12 protein-coding genes are annotated in these 15,040 nt (G+C 55.7%); 10 read left to right on the plus strand and 2 right to left on the minus strand.

What is annotated here, in order from left to right; all coding sequences use genetic code 11:
- Nucleotides 1-64: 64 nt before the first annotated feature.
- From ACI1P1_RS23960 to dnaB, 3 genes are all read left to right on the plus strand, one after another.
- Nucleotides 65-2,029, plus strand: coding sequence for a DHH family phosphoesterase (locus ACI1P1_RS23960; protein ID WP_416218981.1), 1,965 nt, complete (start codon nt 65-67; stop codon nt 2,027-2,029).
- The gene (rplI, locus tag ACI1P1_RS23965) at nt 2,026-2,472 is read left to right on the plus strand and encodes a 50S ribosomal protein L9 (protein WP_416218982.1); all 447 of its coding nucleotides are present in this window, start codon (nt 2,026-2,028) and stop codon (nt 2,470-2,472) included. The genes ACI1P1_RS23960 and rplI overlap by 4 nt, the downstream gene beginning before the upstream one ends.
- 250 nt (nt 2,473-2,722) lie before the next feature.
- Nucleotides 2,723-4,078, plus strand: coding sequence for a replicative DNA helicase (gene dnaB / locus ACI1P1_RS23970; protein WP_416218983.1), 1,356 nt, complete (start codon nt 2,723-2,725; stop codon nt 4,076-4,078).
- Between the two features lie 146 nt (nt 4,079-4,224).
- Here the strand turns inward: dnaB and ACI1P1_RS23975 are convergent, their stop codons facing one another.
- Nucleotides 4,225-4,788 carry a hypothetical protein gene (locus ACI1P1_RS23975; protein WP_416218984.1) on the minus strand — a complete coding sequence of 188 codons (564 nt, stop codon included), beginning with the start codon at nt 4,786-4,788 and terminating at the stop codon, nt 4,225-4,227.
- Between the two features lie 41 nt (nt 4,789-4,829).
- The gene (locus tag ACI1P1_RS23980; RefSeq protein WP_416218985.1) at nt 4,830-5,207 is read right to left on the minus strand and encodes a BlaI/MecI/CopY family transcriptional regulator; all 378 of its coding nucleotides are present in this window, start codon (nt 5,205-5,207) and stop codon (nt 4,830-4,832) included.
- A gap of 684 nt (nt 5,208-5,891) precedes the next feature.
- Here ACI1P1_RS23980 and ACI1P1_RS23985 point away from each other — a divergent pair.
- The 7 genes from ACI1P1_RS23985 (at nt 5,892) to yycI (ending at nt 14,929) form a co-directional block, all read left to right on the plus strand.
- Complete coding sequence (locus ACI1P1_RS23985; protein ID WP_416218986.1) at nt 5,892-7,175, plus strand: adenylosuccinate synthase; 1,284 nt, start codon at nt 5,892-5,894, stop codon at nt 7,173-7,175.
- 162 nt (nt 7,176-7,337) lie between these two features.
- Nucleotides 7,338-8,096, plus strand: a complete 759-nt coding sequence (locus tag ACI1P1_RS23990; protein WP_416218987.1) for a hypothetical protein — start codon at nt 7,338-7,340, stop codon at nt 8,094-8,096.
- 247 nt (nt 8,097-8,343) lie between these two features.
- Nucleotides 8,344-10,020: a peptidoglycan DD-metalloendopeptidase family protein gene (locus ACI1P1_RS23995; RefSeq protein WP_416218988.1), complete on the plus strand. Its 1,677-nt coding sequence runs from the start codon at nt 8,344-8,346 to the stop codon at nt 10,018-10,020.
- Between the two features lie 205 nt (nt 10,021-10,225).
- A complete protein-coding gene (yycF, locus tag ACI1P1_RS24000) occupies nt 10,226-10,933 on the plus strand; it encodes a response regulator YycF (protein WP_416218989.1) in 708 nt (235 codons plus the stop codon).
- A 90-nt stretch (nt 10,934-11,023) separates the two neighbouring features.
- The gene (gene walK, locus ACI1P1_RS24005; protein ID WP_416218990.1) at nt 11,024-12,877 is read left to right on the plus strand and encodes a cell wall metabolism sensor histidine kinase WalK; all 1,854 of its coding nucleotides are present in this window, start codon (nt 11,024-11,026) and stop codon (nt 12,875-12,877) included.
- Nucleotides 12,877-14,169, plus strand: coding sequence for a YycH family regulatory protein (locus tag ACI1P1_RS24010; protein ID WP_416218991.1), 1,293 nt, complete (start codon nt 12,877-12,879; stop codon nt 14,167-14,169). Before walK ends, ACI1P1_RS24010 begins: the two co-directional genes overlap by 1 nt.
- A gap of 16 nt (nt 14,170-14,185) precedes the next feature.
- Complete coding sequence (gene yycI / locus ACI1P1_RS24015) at nt 14,186-14,929, plus strand: two-component system regulatory protein YycI (protein ID WP_416218992.1); 744 nt, start codon at nt 14,186-14,188, stop codon at nt 14,927-14,929.
- Nucleotides 14,930-15,040 lie beyond the last annotated feature (111 nt).

Below are 15,040 nucleotides of genomic sequence, written 5' to 3' on the forward strand. Positions count from 1 at the left end.
TAATTTGCCGGCAAAAGCGGTTACTCATTTCCTCGCTGCTCCTTGATGTAAAGGAGAGGTGAAAATGCCCAAATTATTGCGTAAACGCTGGTATGGAGGACATACGGTCTGGTCCTACATGCTGATGCTGGCCCTTTCGGGGGCATTGTTTTTTTACTACTGGCTGATCGGACTGGTCGCCCTCTTATTAGTGGGGTTGGCCATTTATTATTCTCTTCTGGCGGAGAGCGCCTTCGAGAAGGAGCTTCATGCTTATGTAGGCACCTTGTCCCACCGGGTGAAGCGGGCCAGCCATGAGGTGATTCACGAGCTGCCCATCGGTATTGTCCTGTACGACGAGGAGAAGGTGATTGAATGGCATAATCCCTTCGTCGCCAAGATGGCCGGCAAGGAAACCGTCATCGGACAGAATCTGCTGGAGCTGTGGCCGCAGCTGAAGAACCGCAAGGACAAGGATACGGTCATCGAGCTTGTGCTGGATAAAACGATTTATTCCGTTATCGTTAAGCCGGAGGAGCGCCTCCTGTACATCCATGATATTACCGTACAGTCGGAGATGTCCCGGAAGCTGGCGGAGGGCCGGCCGGCTATCGGCCTGATTCTTCTGGACAATCTGGATGAAGCCACCCAAGGGATGGATGATCAGCTGCGGACACTGACTGTGGCGAAGATAACCGGGCAGATCAACGAATGGGCTGTGAAAAACGGCCTGTTTCTGCGCCGGACGGCCTCCGACCGGTTCCTGTTCATGATGGATCAGAAGGGCCTGCAGAAGCTGGAGCAAAGCCGGTTCGACATACTGGATGATGTCCGGGACATGACCCTGGAGATGAAGGTGCCATTTACCCTGAGCATCGGGGTGGCGTCGGGCACGGATAATCTCATTGAGCTGGGAACCCTGGCGGGAACCAGCCTGGATATTGCCCTGGGCCGCGGCGGCGACCAGGCCGCCCTGAAGGTGGGCCAGCGCCTGTCCTTCTACGGCGGACGCTCCAATGCGGTGGAGAAACGGACCCGGGTCCGGGCGAGAGTGATCTCCCACGCTCTGCGTGATTTGATCCGCGAGAGCGACCGGGTGCTGGTTATGGGCCATAAGATTCCCGATATGGATGCCATCGGCGCGGCTATCGGCGTATGGAAGATGGTGCAGATGGCGGGCAAAGAGGGTTATGTGGTGCTGGAGGGGGATAATCCGTCCATCCACAAGCTTCTGGAGCTGCTGTCCGAGGAGGAAAAGTACAAGAAGTGCTTTGTCCAGCCGGACCAGGCTCTTCATCTGAAGACGCCGCGCACCCTGATTGTGGTAGTGGATACCCATAAGGCGTCCTTGCTGGCGGAGCCCAAGCTGGTGCAGAATACCAACCGGATCGTGGTGGTGGACCATCACCGCCGCGGCGAGGAGTTTATCAGCGATGCGGTGCTGATTTATATGGAGCCGTATGCTTCCTCCACCTGCGAGCTGGTGACGGAGCTGCTGCAATATTTCCAGGAGCGGGTATCTCTGGATGTGATGGAGGCCACGGTACTTCTGGCCGGCATTGCCGTGGATACGAAGAACTTCGCCATGCGCACCGGCGCACGGACCTTCGAGGCGGCCTCCTTCCTGCGGCGCAACGGGGCCGACACGGCCATTATCCACCGGATGCTGAAGGAGGACCTGGATGCGTATGTGCGAAAGGCCGAGGTGATCAAACACGCCGAGATCATCTACGACCATATTGCCATCGCCGCCACCGAGCCGGGTAAAAAATACTCCCAGTTGCTCATTGCCCAGGTTGCTGATACATTGGTGAATATGACGGATATTATGGCCTCCTTTGTGATCGGCGAGCGCCAGGACGGGCTAATCGGCATCAGTGCCAGGTCCCACGGGCAGATCAACGTGCAGATTGTGATGGAACGGCTGGGCGGCGGCGGTCACTTGACCAATGCGGCGGTCCAACTGGAGCATACCACCGTGCAGGAGGCGGCCAAACGGCTGAAGCAGGTATTGAAAGAAATAGATGAGGAAGAGGGGTTATTCGAATGAAGGTTATCTTTTTGAAGGACGTCAAGGGGCAAGCCAAAAAGGGTGAGGTCAAGGAAGTTTCGGAAGGGTACGCCCAGAACTTCCTGTTCAAGCAAGGGCTGGCGGCTCCGGCCTCCGACGGCAATGTCAAGAGCCTGGCCATGCAGAAGGCCTCCGAGCAGAAGAAGAAGGACCAAGAGAAGCAGGATGCCAAGAACCTGGGTGAAAAGCTGAAGGAAATTACGTTGACCATCAAGCACAAAACCGGTGAAGGCGGCCGTCTGTTCGGCTCCATCACCACCAAGCAAATCGCCGAAGAGCTGCAGAAGCAAAAGGGCATTGCCATCGACAAGCGCAAAATGCAAATGGAAGACCCCATTAAAATGATCGGCAGCTTTACCATTCCGGTGAAGCTGCACACCGAGGTGTCCTCGACCCTGCAGGTGCATGTAGTCGAGGAGTAAGAGGGGGGTACCTCTGAGAAGGCTTGATGAACCGGTATTCCATTTGCATGACTGCTAGGGAAAAGAGGGACTTGAGGGTGAGTGTTTTGGCAGCTTTGAACCCATTAACAATTCATTCAAATCAAAGCTGACAAAACGTGTTTGAGCATCCAAGGCCCTCTTTTCCCGGTAAGGAATGCAGCCCAGGGATTATCGGTTCATCTGGAGATTCTCACCGGACACACCCTCAGCAAGAAAGGAAGAAAACAGCATGAACGAAGAAATACGCTTCGACCGGATTCCGCCGCAAAACCTGGAAGCCGAAATGGCCGTGCTGGGCGCGATCCTCCTGGACGGGGATGCCCTGATTACCGCCATGGAGCGGATTTCCAGCGAGGACTTTTACCGGACTGCCCATCAATATATATTCGCGGCCATGATCGAAATCGCCGAAGCCAATGAACCGGTGGATATGGTCACCCTGACCTCCCGCCTCCAGGACAAGAAGCAGCTGGAGGATATCGGCGGGGTCAGCTACCTGTCGGCTTTGGCCAATTCGGTACCGACTGCTGCCAACGCGGATTATTACAGTCAGATCGTCGAAGAAAAATCCATGCTCCGCCGCCTCATCCGGGCCGCCACCAACATCGTCACCGACGGCTACGCCAGCGAGGACGAGGTGGGCACCCTTCTGAGCGATGCCGAAGCACGGATTATGGAGATCTCCAACCGGCGCTCCGGCAGCGGCTTCATCGCCATCCGGGATGTGCTGATGGAGGTGTTCGACCGGGTGGAGGTGCTGTCCCAGCAGCGGGGCTCCGCTACCGGCATTCCCTCCGGCTTTATCGACCTGGACAAGATGACCTCCGGCTTCCAACGTTCGGACTTAATTATCGTAGCCGCCCGTCCTTCTGTAGGGAAAACGGCCTTCGCCCTGAACGTAGCCCAAAATATCGGGGTCCGGGCCAGAGAGACCGTCGCCATCTTCTCCCTGGAAATGGGCGCGGCCCAGCTGGTGCAGCGGATGATCTGCGCCGAGGGCAACATTGAGGCCAATGCGCTGCGGAACGGGGATATGAAGAACGACGACTGGGAAAAGCTGACCATGGCCATCGGCGCTTTGTCCGAAGCCAATATTTATATCGACGACTCGGCCTCCGTTACCGTAGCGGATATCCGGGCCAAGTGCCGCCGGCTGAAGAAGGAGAAGGGGCTCGGGATGATCCTCATCGACTACCTCCAGCTCATCGCCGGACGGGGCAAGGGCGACAACCGGCAGCAGGAGGTTTCGGAAATTTCCCGGACCCTGAAGCAGATTGCCCGGGAATTGGACGTGCCTGTCATCGCCCTGTCCCAGCTCAGCCGGGGCGTGGAGCAGCGGCAGGATAAACGGCCGATGATGTCTGACCTTCGGGAATCGGGCTCCATCGAGCAGGACGCCGACATTGTTGCGTTCCTGTACCGGGATGATTACTACGATAAGGAAACCGAGAAGAAGAACATCATCGAAATTATTATTGCCAAGCAGCGGAACGGCCCGGTAGGCACGGTAGAGCTGGCGTTCCTGAAGCATTACAACAAGTTCGTCAGTCTGGACCGGACCCATCAGGAGGCCGCTGCCAGGTAAGCAGCACTTATCTTATCCATATCGATGCAGGGAAGCCCGGCCGCAGCGGCCGGGTTTTCTTTATATGCAAGGCAGGCTAAAAGGCAAAAAACCTCCAGACCGGCTGGAGGCTTCTTCAGGTTATACGGTTATGATGCCAGATTTATCTATGGAGAGTCATCCATCGTGGCATGGCCCGGCTGCAAAATCCGTGGAGCCGATTCAGTGGGAGTGGGAGCAGGACTGAAGGCTGCACTTCCCGATGGTGTCGGGCTTCCGGCGTCAGCAGGTGAAGCGGAGGCCGGAGTGGGCGATACCGCTCCATTTTGCTCGTCGGCAGGTACGGTGCGGGGGATTAGCTGAACCGGCGCCTCCTGTCTAGGAGCAGAGGAGGGGGCAGGTGTTGGAAACAGGGACTGGGCGGACGCCCCGCTTGTCCCATGCTGCCCCGCAGCCGCCGAAGCCCCTGAGGTTGGCGCAGCAGTAGCCGTGCCCGCAGGCTGGCCGGTTGAGCCGGCAGATGGGGACGGTTCGGATGAGGCCTGGCCGGAGCCTTCATCCGGAGAAACGGAAGCGGCTGCCACAGCCGGTTCATCTGAAGGGGAAAGGTTGGCTGCCGGAGCAGACCTGTCTCCGCCTTCCTTGGGAGAGCCACAACCACTGACCAGCAGACACCCGGCAATAGCAAGAATAGACATAAAGCGGGCACGGGGGTAATGCCGTTTTATCATGTGGAATCTCCTTCGTTGTTATCTGGCTGCCGGCTGGAAACTCAACATACCGATTTATCGTCGAGAATCTGCTTGAGCTCGCCGATTTCCTCCGATGTCAGCTGGGTTTCCCTCAGGAAAGAGGCCAGCATAGGCTTGAAGGATCCGCCGTAGATCCGGTTCAGGAAGAAGCGGGTTTCGGTCCTCACACAATCCTCCTCGGATACCAGCGGGTAATACGCATAAACCTTGCCGTCCCGGGAAAACGCCGCCGCTTGCTTTTGGACAAGCCGGTTCAGCAGGGTCCGAACTGTCTTCGGCTTCCATTCGGAATGATCCTCCAGCGCCTGGATGATCTCGTTGGCCGAACGCGGCGATCGGGTCCACAGGACCTTCATAACCTCCCATTCCGCATCGGAAATATTAGGGATGTGAGACAAGGGACAACCTCCTCGATAGGATTACACATGTAATCATAGTCCATATTACGCTTGTAATCCTATGCTGTCAAACCATCGTCTGGACGAGCGGACGAGCGGACCGAACGGACAAACGAACCGAACGGGTAATCCTAACGGCGGTGTAAGCCACTATTTCAGCAAAAACACCTCTTCAAAAGATCTAACGGCGTCCAGAGCCGCTATTGGGGCAAATAATCCCGCTGCAAGCCCTTTTGTAGCCGAATAGCGTCTCCTGCTTCCGTTAGATTTAGCCACCCCCCTGTTTTGAGGCAAATAGCGTCTCTCACCGCCGTTAGGAAACCAAGCTGCCCACGGATGAAAGCAGTGGAGGACAGGGCGTCTTCACAAAAAGCGAAGCGGCCATCAAGAAGGTACAGGTGTGTTAAAACACAGATGTATGCTTCGGGCTTTATTCATAATGTTAAATAAATACTTGGTTTTGGGATGGACAAGTCGACGAATACCCCCAAAATATGACCGATATCCGAACAATAGTAGCTTGTCCCAACCCATCGTTCGTTTTCGTTGACTTTGCTTTAGCGGACTGATACACTGGATATGCCGCCTTAAGCGTTTGCGGAGCAGGCGCTGCTTCGGATGGATACGCTAGCAATAGGGCGGCTACTATGCGGTGTACCAATTCACCGGAAGGGGTTTTTGCGCATGTCCACAGTTGTTGTTGTCGGCACTCAATGGGGAGACGAGGGAAAAGGCAAGATTACCGACTTTTTGGCTGAGCAGGCAGAAGTCGTCGCCCGTTACCAAGGGGGGAACAATGCCGGCCATACCATACTCATCGATAACAAAAAATACAAGCTGCAGATGATTCCCTCTGGAGTTTTTTATAACGACAAGATTTGCGTCATCGGCAACGGTATGGTGCTGAACCCGGCTGCCCTGATCGACGAAATCCAATATATCCATGACAGCGGCTTTTCCACCAAGAATCTGCGCATCAGCGACAGAGCCCATGTGATTATGCCGTATCATCTGCTCCTGGACGGCCTGGAAGAGGACCGCAAGGGCGACAGCAAAATCGGCACTACCCGCAAGGGCATCGGCCCGGCTTATATGGACAAAGCTGCCAGAAGCGGCATCCGTATCGCGGATTTGATGGACCCCGAGGAATTCGAGGCCAAGCTGCGCCGTTTGGTGGGTGAGAAGAACCATATTATCGAACAGGTTTATGGCGGCAAGGGTTTGAATGCCGATTCCATCCTGAAGGAATACTTGGAATATGCCGAGGTGCTGCGTCATTACGTGACGGATACCTCCGTTGTCCTCAATGACAGCATTGACGCGGGCAAGAAGGTGCTCTTCGAGGGCGCCCAAGGGGTGATGCTGGATATCGACCATGGTACATATCCCTTCGTGACCTCCTCTAATCCGTCTGCAGGCGGTGTTTGTATCGGTGCAGGCGTAGGGCCCACCAAAATCCACCAGATTATCGGCGTAGCCAAGGCCTACACCACCCGTGTAGGGGACGGCCCGTTCCCGACGGAACAGAACAACCCTATCGGCGACCGCATCCGCGAAGCGGGTTTTGAATATGGCACCGTTACCGGACGCCCCCGCCGTGTCGGCTGGTTCGACAGTGTGGTGGTGCGCCATGCCCGCCGTGTCAGCGGCATTACCGGCCTGTCCCTGAACTCCCTGGACGTACTTACCGGCCTGGAGACCGTCAAGATCTGCACCGGCTACAAGTTCCGGGGCGAGGTCATCGATTATTATCCGGCCAGCCTCAAGATGCTGGACGAATGCGAGGCCATATATGAAGAGCTGCCCGGCTGGAGCGAGGACATTACCGGCGTCCGCCGCATGGAGGATCTTCCCGCGACCACCCGCCGCTATGTGGAACGCGTATCCGAGCTCACCGGTATTCCTATTGCCATCTTCTCCGTCGGCCGTAACCGGGAGCAAACCAACCAGGTCCTGCCCGTTTACTAAACCCATCCATTCCTGCCGTACGAATCCCCGTCAGCCCAATGCTGGCGGGGATTTTTTCCATTGGCGGCATTAAGACGCCCTTTTTCCGGACATACTTAAAGAAGTAGGCTTGCACATGCGTCTTCATGCGTCTATAGGACAGGCCGGGCAGGAGGATTATGGATGAAGATATTGGGTTGGTTGACGAAGATGGCAGTGGCGGCAGTTTTTATTGCGGCAGTCACCATATACGCCACCTGGACGGCAGTGGGCACCTATCTGGAGAAGGTACTGGCCCATTACCAGATCGGCGGGGACATGCAGAGCATCGGATTTTTGGATTTTGTGGAAAAAATGGGCACCGGGCTGAATATAATGAATCAATCCGTGTCCGCAAAAGATGACAAGCCGGTATACGGAGGCAGTGGTCTTACGCCGGTGGGCTCCGCAAATTCGGGGACTGAAGGTGTTGCAGGCAAGCCGTCCGGGACAACGGGAAACGGTACAAACCAGCAGCCGAATAGTACCGGAGGGGCGGCATCAGGCGGAGCAGGCGGAACAATCTCCAGCCGGGAGGAGAAGGAGGGGAGCATAAACAGCGGAGCTTCGGGATCCGGCGGTATGGCGGATGCCTTGCCGGTATGGAGCCAATCGGGCAGCGCCCAAGGGGCCCAGTCCGGCGGAACAGGGGAGCAGGAGAAAACACTGTTCTCTTCGGATTTTTTGTCCTCCACGAAGGATAATATGTCCAATGACGACAAGGTGAAGCTGTTTACGCTCCTGGTCTCCAAGCTGCCTGCAGCGGAGGTGCAGTCCATCTCGCAGCTGATGGAGAACGGGATTACCCAGGAAGAGCTGGTGCAATTGGACAAAATTATCCGCAGGCATCTGACTCAGGAGGAGTATAAGCAGGTGGTGGCGATTCTGGAGAAATACCAGTGACACCGCCGGAAGAAGGACGGATCAGCCTCAGCTGGTCTGCGAAAATCATGTAAGCGCAAACACAGAAACTGTGACAAATGTGGTTGAAATCGCAAATCATACTGTGGTAAATTGGTAAAGGTATGATTTTGACTCAGATTCTTGTCGCTTGCTGCCGTGAAGAAGTTCGCAGATACATCGGAAAAGACATGAAGAGGGCCGGAGAGGTCCTTGCACTTTTCTAGAATTGGCTGAAGAGGAGTCCATCATGACAGGTTTCAAGATGAAGAAATGGTTCTTGGAACGGCTGTCGCAGGTGAAATCCTGGGGCAAGCCGTTAAAAGAGAAAGTAAAGCCTGGCGCAGCCAAACCGGCATGGAGCGCCTTACTGCATAGGATTAACACTCAAGAATGGCTGATGTCGGTGAAGGAACGGTCGCTTAAAGCAGGCCAGACATTGTCGCTCGGCGGAGCCAGAGTGAAGAAGCAATCGGCGGAAGCCGCCCAAGGCGGGCTTGGCCAACTGAAGAAATACCGGGTGCACATAGCAGGGACTATCGCGCTGGGAGCTGTAATCTGGACGGGAACATTGGGCTACCAGCAATACGTAGCAGCCAATACATACGACATATTCCATGTATATGTAAAGGATCAATACGCCGGCACCGTAAGCAACCCGCAGGTGGTAGACGAATTCAAAATTACCAAGTACAACCAGGTTCAGCAGGAAAATCCTAATGTTCATATGGTCTTGAATACCGATGAGATCGTATTGAAGAGTGAAAAGGCTTACAAAGGCGAATCCGATGATGCCGCGGCTTTGGCTATGCTGGACCAGATGCTTACCTCCCATGCAGTAGGGGTAGAGCTTGTGGTTGACGGCAAGCCCGTAGGTATTGTGAAGGACACGGATACGGCGGATCAGCTGCTGGCCCAGATCAAGGCCAATCATGGCGGAGCGGCAGTAGCCGAGAAGCAGCAGGCAGAGAAGGGGCGCGTCAGCATTCTTTCTAACGAAGCCAAAACCTTGAGCCCCGGCGAATCCGAGGTGCAAGAGGTAGAATTTGTACAGCAGGTGGAAATGAAGCAGAAGGATATTGACCCCTCCCAGCTGGTGAAGCCCGAAGAGCTTCTGGCCAAGCTGGAGACGGGTGATGTTCAGCCGACCAAATATACCGTGGAGAAGGGGGACAGCATTTCCCTCATCGCCAAGAAATTCAATATTTCCCGCCAGGTGATCTATGAGAACAATGCCTGGATCGTGGACGACAAGCTGAAGATCGGCCAGGTGCTGGACCTGACGGTGCTGCAGCCTACCTTATCCGTGAAGACGGTGGAGAAGGTTGTAGAGAGCCAGGAGATCCAGTACGATACCGATTATGAGCTGGATGACAATATGCGTGCCGGGATTATCCAGACGATCTCCCCGGGCAAAAACGGCTTGAAGAACGTCACCTTCCTGGTGACCAAGGTAAACGGCAAGTGGATGGAAGAAGAAATGCTCAACGAGGAAATCCTGCAGCAGCCTGTGAAGGCCAAGGCCCGTAAGGGAACCAAGGTCATTCTGGGCGAGGGCACAGGCAAATTCGCCTGGCCGGTTTTGAGCTCCAGCATCTCCAGCGGCTTCGGCTACAGATGGGGCAAGCTGCACAAGGGTGTAGACCTGACCGGCAACAAATCCATTATGTCCTCGGATAACGGCAAGGTGGAATATGTCGGCTACAAATCCGATTACGGCAATCATGTCATTATCAATCATTTGAACGGCTACAAGACCCTCTACGGGCATCTGAGCTCCTACAGCGTGAAGGTAGGCCAGATCGTGGAGAAGGGCGAGAAAATCGGCATTATGGGCAGCACGGGGGATTCCACCGGCACCCACCTGCACTTTGAGGTTATTAAGAACGGAACCGTAGAGAATCCGTTGAAATATTTGAACCGCTAAGCTAAACACAAACATGGGGGCGCGGCTGGAACCAATGGGTATCCGGCCGGAGCCCTTTTTTTGCATCTCCCAATTTTTACCCATGATTCCACCAGGTAAAACAAGAACGCCGGAGTTTTTCCGGTGTAAACTCCACTTTGACCCCCGGTTTTGGTAGAATGGAAGAAGGACTACAGAAGCGGGCGCGGCGCCCGGGAGGAACCCTATGAACGGTCGGATATTGGTTGTGGATGATGAACAGCCCATTGCGGATATATTAAAGTTTAATCTGGAAAAAGAAGGCTACGCCGTTACCTGCGCTTATGACGGGGTGAAGGCGGTGGAGGCAGCACTGTCGGAGGACCATGATCTGATCCTGCTGGACCTGATGCTGCCCTTGAAGGATGGTCTGGATGTATGCAGGGAGGTCCGGGCACGGAAGAACACGCCCATTATTATGCTGACCGCCAAGGATTCCGAGGTGGATAAGGTGCTGGGCTTGGAACTGGGGGCGGATGATTATGTCACCAAACCCTTCAGCACCCGTGAGCTGCTGGCCCGGGTGAAGGCCCATCTGCGGAGAACCAATGCGGCTGCGCAGGTTCAGGAGGCTTCGGCGGCCCAGGGACTGCGGATTCACAATCTGCAGATTGACCCGGAGATGTTCGTGGTGTACAAAAACGGTGAGGTGCTGGACCTGACCCACCGGGAGTTCGAGCTGGTGTATTACATGGCCCGCAACTGCGGCAAGGTAATGACCCGGGAGCATCTGCTCCAGGCGGTATGGGGTTATGATTATTACGGCGATGTGCGTACGGTGGACGTAACTATCCGGCGCTTGCGGGAGAAGCTGGAGGATGACCCCAGCCGCCCCGAATATATTACGACCCGGCGGGGACTGGGCTATGTGATGCGCAATCCCGCCGTGCGGTAAGGTGCTGCAATCGGTGCAGCTCGATAACGGCAAGCTTGGCATGTGGGCAGCAGGAAGTCTTCAAGCCCCGGGGAGGGAAGCGAAAGCCGCGTGAAAGGCGTAAAGTTTTTTAAGACGGTACAGCTGAAGCTGATCATTATTTATGTGCTCCTGATCCTGTTTGCCATGCAGCTGATCGGGGTGTACTTTGTGAATGCCCTGGAGAGCTCCTTCACCAAGAACTTCTCCGACTCCATGAACAACGACGCCATGCTGCTGGCCCAGTATGTGTCCGAGAAGAATCTCTCTACGGACCCGGACGCCCGTCCGGAGGATATGAAGAAATCCCGTGAGGATCTGGATAAGCTGGTGAAGGACTGGTTTCAGATCAACAACTCGGAGATGCAGATACTGAATGCCAACGGCGAGGTCATCAGCATGTCCCAGCCGGACCCGGCGATTCTCGGGCAGAAGAATACCCAGCAGGTGGTCACCCGGGCGCTCCAGCTGCAGAACAACAAGGAGACGGAGCGCAATATTACCGATGTGGACGGCCTGCGCAAGAAGATGCTGGCCCGGCCGGTGATGAAGGACGGCAAGGTCATCGGGGCCGTCTATATTGTGAAATCCATGGAGGATTTGTACGCCAATATTGCGCGGATCAATCAGATTTTTATTACCGGAACCCTGATTGCACTGGCGCTGACGGCGCTGCTGGGGACGATTCTGTCCGGGACCATCACCAGTCCGATTAAGGAGATCACCAAACAGGCCACGATGGTGGCGGAGGGGGACTTCGAACGGAGGGTGCGGGTGTATGGGCAGGACGAGATCGGGCAGCTGAGCAACGCGTTCAATAATATGACGGCCCGGCTCAAGGAAGCGCTGGCCATTAATGAGGAGGAGAAGGAGAAGCTGACCTCCATCCTCACCAATATGAATGATGGGGTATTGGCCACGGACGAACGGGGCCGGGTCATTGTCATGAATCCCCGGGCCAAGGAGATGCTGGGGGCCGACGAGCAGGTGGCCATCGGCATGGACCTGTTCACCCTCCTGGGTATTCCCCAGGAGCCGGAGCTTCTGCAGGCTCAGGATTCGGTGCAGGTGAAGCTGATCGCCATTCCGGATTCCCGGGAGGAGGATGAGGAGCTTCAGGTGCGCCTGTCGGTGACCTCCATCCACCGCCGGGAGAAGGGAATCTCCGGCAATATCGTGGTGCTGCAGGATGTGACAGAGCAGGAGAAGCTGGAATGGTCCCGCCGGGAGTTTGTGGCCAATGTATCCCATGAGCTGCGGACGCCGCTTACGACCATCAAGAGCTATCTAGAGGCGCTGGAGGACGGCGCGCTGGAGGAGCCGGAGCTGGCCAAGCGCTTCGTTGGCGTAACTCGCAACGAGTCGGAGCGGATGATCCGTCTGGTGACGGACCTGCTCCACCTGTCCCGTCTGGACTCCAAGGAAGCGGGACTCAAGAAGCGAATGACTGACGTAGGCGAGATGCTGGAGGATGTGGCGGACCGTTTTTCATTCCAATTGCGCCAGCGGCATATCGGGATTGGCATCCATGTGGAGCCGGCGGTAGGCCAGGTGCTGTTGGACCGGGATCAGATCGATCAGGTGCTGGATAATCTGGTGTCCAACTCTATCAAGTACACGGGAGACGGCGGTCATCTGGCTATCCGGGCCAGGCTGAAGGACAATGGGAGCCAGCTGGAGATTGAAGTGGAGGACAACGGCATCGGCATTCCCAAAAAAGACCTGAGCCGCATCTTCGACCGGTTCTACCGGGTAGATAAGGCACGCTCCCGCAACATGGGGGGCACAGGTTTGGGGCTGTCCATTGCCCGGGAAATTGTCAAAGCCCACGGAGGCTCCATTACCCTGGATTCCGAGCTGAACCAAGGAACGAAAGTGGCTTTTACACTGCCGGTGAAGCATGAAGAAAGCGGGGGGGGAGAGTAATGGAGAAGGCTAAATCATTCTTGCTGACGCTGCTTGTGGTGACCAGCCTGATCCAGAGCTACATCCTGGGCTACAGCAGTCCGCGGCCCGAACCCCTGCCTCAAGGCAAATATGTGGAGTCCGTTCTGGAGGGGACCCCTGCGGAGCTGCAGGATGTGGTATTCCCCGACCAGATCATTCTGCATTACGGTCAAAAAAGCCATACGGTGCTTTATCCGGTGCCGTTTATCAACCATTACCGCAATATCTTCGATTTCCTGAAGCAGAGAAGCTTCGGTGGGCTGCGCAAAACCAACGTGTTGGCGGCCAATATTGACTGGAACGAGATCCGGGACAATTATGAAGGCATTGAGATGCGCTTCCGGGAGGGTGTTCCCGTGAATGTGCTGCAGAGTCTGATGAAGGTGAGCAAGGATGAGCCGCTCCCGGCCAATGAGCTGATTACCCGGATTTACCTGTATTCCAACGGCATATCGGATGATGTGAAAACGTTCTTTATTTCCGACAGCAGCCTGACCGTTTATGAAGCGGTCAAAGCCGATGTAACGGTAAGCGACCTGACCATGCGGCTGCGGTTGGGTGAATCCCTGCCGCGTTACCATACGGCGTCGGGAGACTATTATTTGCCGAATGAGCCGTTAACAGCCATCCGGATTACCATGCCGTACACGCAATATACCGCTGAGCAGCTGAAACGAAGCCTGTTTGTGGACCCCGGCCTGACCCGGTCCCTCCAGGAGCGGGACGGCACCCAGATTATTACCGACAGTGTTAAGGGGCTGCAGCTGCGCAATGACAAACATTGGTTTGTCTTCTCCAACCCGGCCTCGGCACCGGTGGACAGCAAAAATGAGGTGCGGGACAATCTGCTGTCGGCCATCCAGTTTGTGAACCAGCATGGCGGCTGGAACAGCACCTACCTCTATTCCCAGCTGACGCCGAAGGTGGCGGTGGGGGCGCAGACCTTTTTGTTCCGCCAATATCTGGAGGGGTTTCCGGTTATGAATATCGGCACGGATACCATCGGCTATATGAAGGTGGCGGTGCAGAAGGGGATTGTCTCCACCTACGAACGCTCCATTCTGATTCCGGACACGAAGAATATGGTGAAGACCCAGGCGATTCTTCTGGGAGGCGCAGAGCTTGATGCCAAAATCGCCGCTTACCGCCGGCCGTCCTCTATTGCCCGTATCTATCCGGGCTATCAGCCGGAGGTGCAGGAGAAGCAGGTGATTTATCATCCCAAGTGGATTGTGGAGCTGCGGGACGGCACCTTTGACGTGCTGAATTAAAGAAGCGGGGTGTGTCATGGACTGGAGAAGAGCCAAATCCATATTGATCTTTGCCTTCCTGTGTCTCAATCTGATCCTGGCTTACCAGCTGTGGGAGGACCGCTTCAGCCAAGCGGCGTCGGACCAGGAGGCGGCGGACCTGGAGGCGGAAACGCGGAAGCTGCTGGAGAGCAAGAGCATCCGGGTCATCCCGGAAATCCCGAAGGAAACACCCAAGCTGCCGATCATCAATGTGAGCCTGCGGGAGGAATTCCGCAATCCCCAGGTGACCCGGCTGTCCCAGCCTATCCGCTTCATCAGCATGCTGAACCGCTCCACCTTGAAGGAAATCGAGCGCAAATCCGGGCTGCGCCACTTTGATGCGTACCGGCTGGATACCTCCTATGGACGGAAGGATGTGTTCTTGTTCCATCAGATTTACCGGGATTTGCCCATGTTTGATGTGACGGTGCAGCTTTTTGCGGAGAACGGAGAAATAACGGGTTACAAACAAACCTATGTTGAAGTAAAATCAGGAGTAGAGGCTGCCGATAAGTCCGGCCAGCGGATCATCTCCGCTTATGCAGCGGTGCGCAGCCTGGCGGAGAACTATCTCCCGGAGGGAGCCGTCATCACGGACATCCGGCTGGGCTATCACGGCCAGCTGTACGATTCCGAGGAGCAGAGCTTCGTCCCCAACTGGAGGATTACCCTCTCCAACCGGGAGCCGTATTACGTTCATGGCTTCACGGGTGCGGTGGAGACTACGGTGCAGCCGTAGGGATGAACCTTGTTATTCCAAGAAGTGAAGTCGAAGCAGAAGACCCCTCAAACCGGCTCTGCCGGTTTCGAGGCTTTCATAACATATCCGGCCGAGGGCACGGACCATGTT

It is taken from the genome of Paenibacillus mesotrionivorans, assembly GCF_046098205.1.
GTDB lineage: Bacteria > Bacillota > Bacilli > Paenibacillales > NBRC-103111 > Paenibacillus_AR > Paenibacillus_AR mesotrionivorans.

Bases quoted from the DNA above. Each gene is read 5' to 3' on its own strand.
- ACI1P1_RS23960 (WP_416218981.1), top strand. From the start codon at position 65: ATGCCCAAATTATTGCGTAAACGCTGGTATGGAGGACATACGGTCTGG.
- rplI (WP_416218982.1), top strand. From the start codon at position 2,026: ATGAAGGTTATCTTTTTGAAGGACGTCAAGGGGCAAGCCAAAAAGGGT.
- dnaB (WP_416218983.1), top strand. From the start codon at position 2,723: ATGAACGAAGAAATACGCTTCGACCGGATTCCGCCGCAAAACCTGGAA.
- ACI1P1_RS23975 (WP_416218984.1), bottom strand. From the start codon at position 4,788: ATGATAAAACGGCATTACCCCCGTGCCCGCTTTATGTCTATTCTTGCT.
- ACI1P1_RS23985 (WP_416218986.1), top strand. From the start codon at position 5,892: ATGTCCACAGTTGTTGTTGTCGGCACTCAATGGGGAGACGAGGGAAAA.
- ACI1P1_RS23990 (WP_416218987.1), top strand. From the start codon at position 7,338: ATGAAGATATTGGGTTGGTTGACGAAGATGGCAGTGGCGGCAGTTTTT.
- ACI1P1_RS23995 (WP_416218988.1), top strand. From the start codon at position 8,344: ATGACAGGTTTCAAGATGAAGAAATGGTTCTTGGAACGGCTGTCGCAG.
- yycF (WP_416218989.1), top strand. From the start codon at position 10,226: ATGAACGGTCGGATATTGGTTGTGGATGATGAACAGCCCATTGCGGAT.
- ACI1P1_RS24010 (WP_416218991.1), top strand. From the start codon at position 12,877: ATGGAGAAGGCTAAATCATTCTTGCTGACGCTGCTTGTGGTGACCAGC.
- yycI (WP_416218992.1), top strand. From the start codon at position 14,186: ATGGACTGGAGAAGAGCCAAATCCATATTGATCTTTGCCTTCCTGTGT.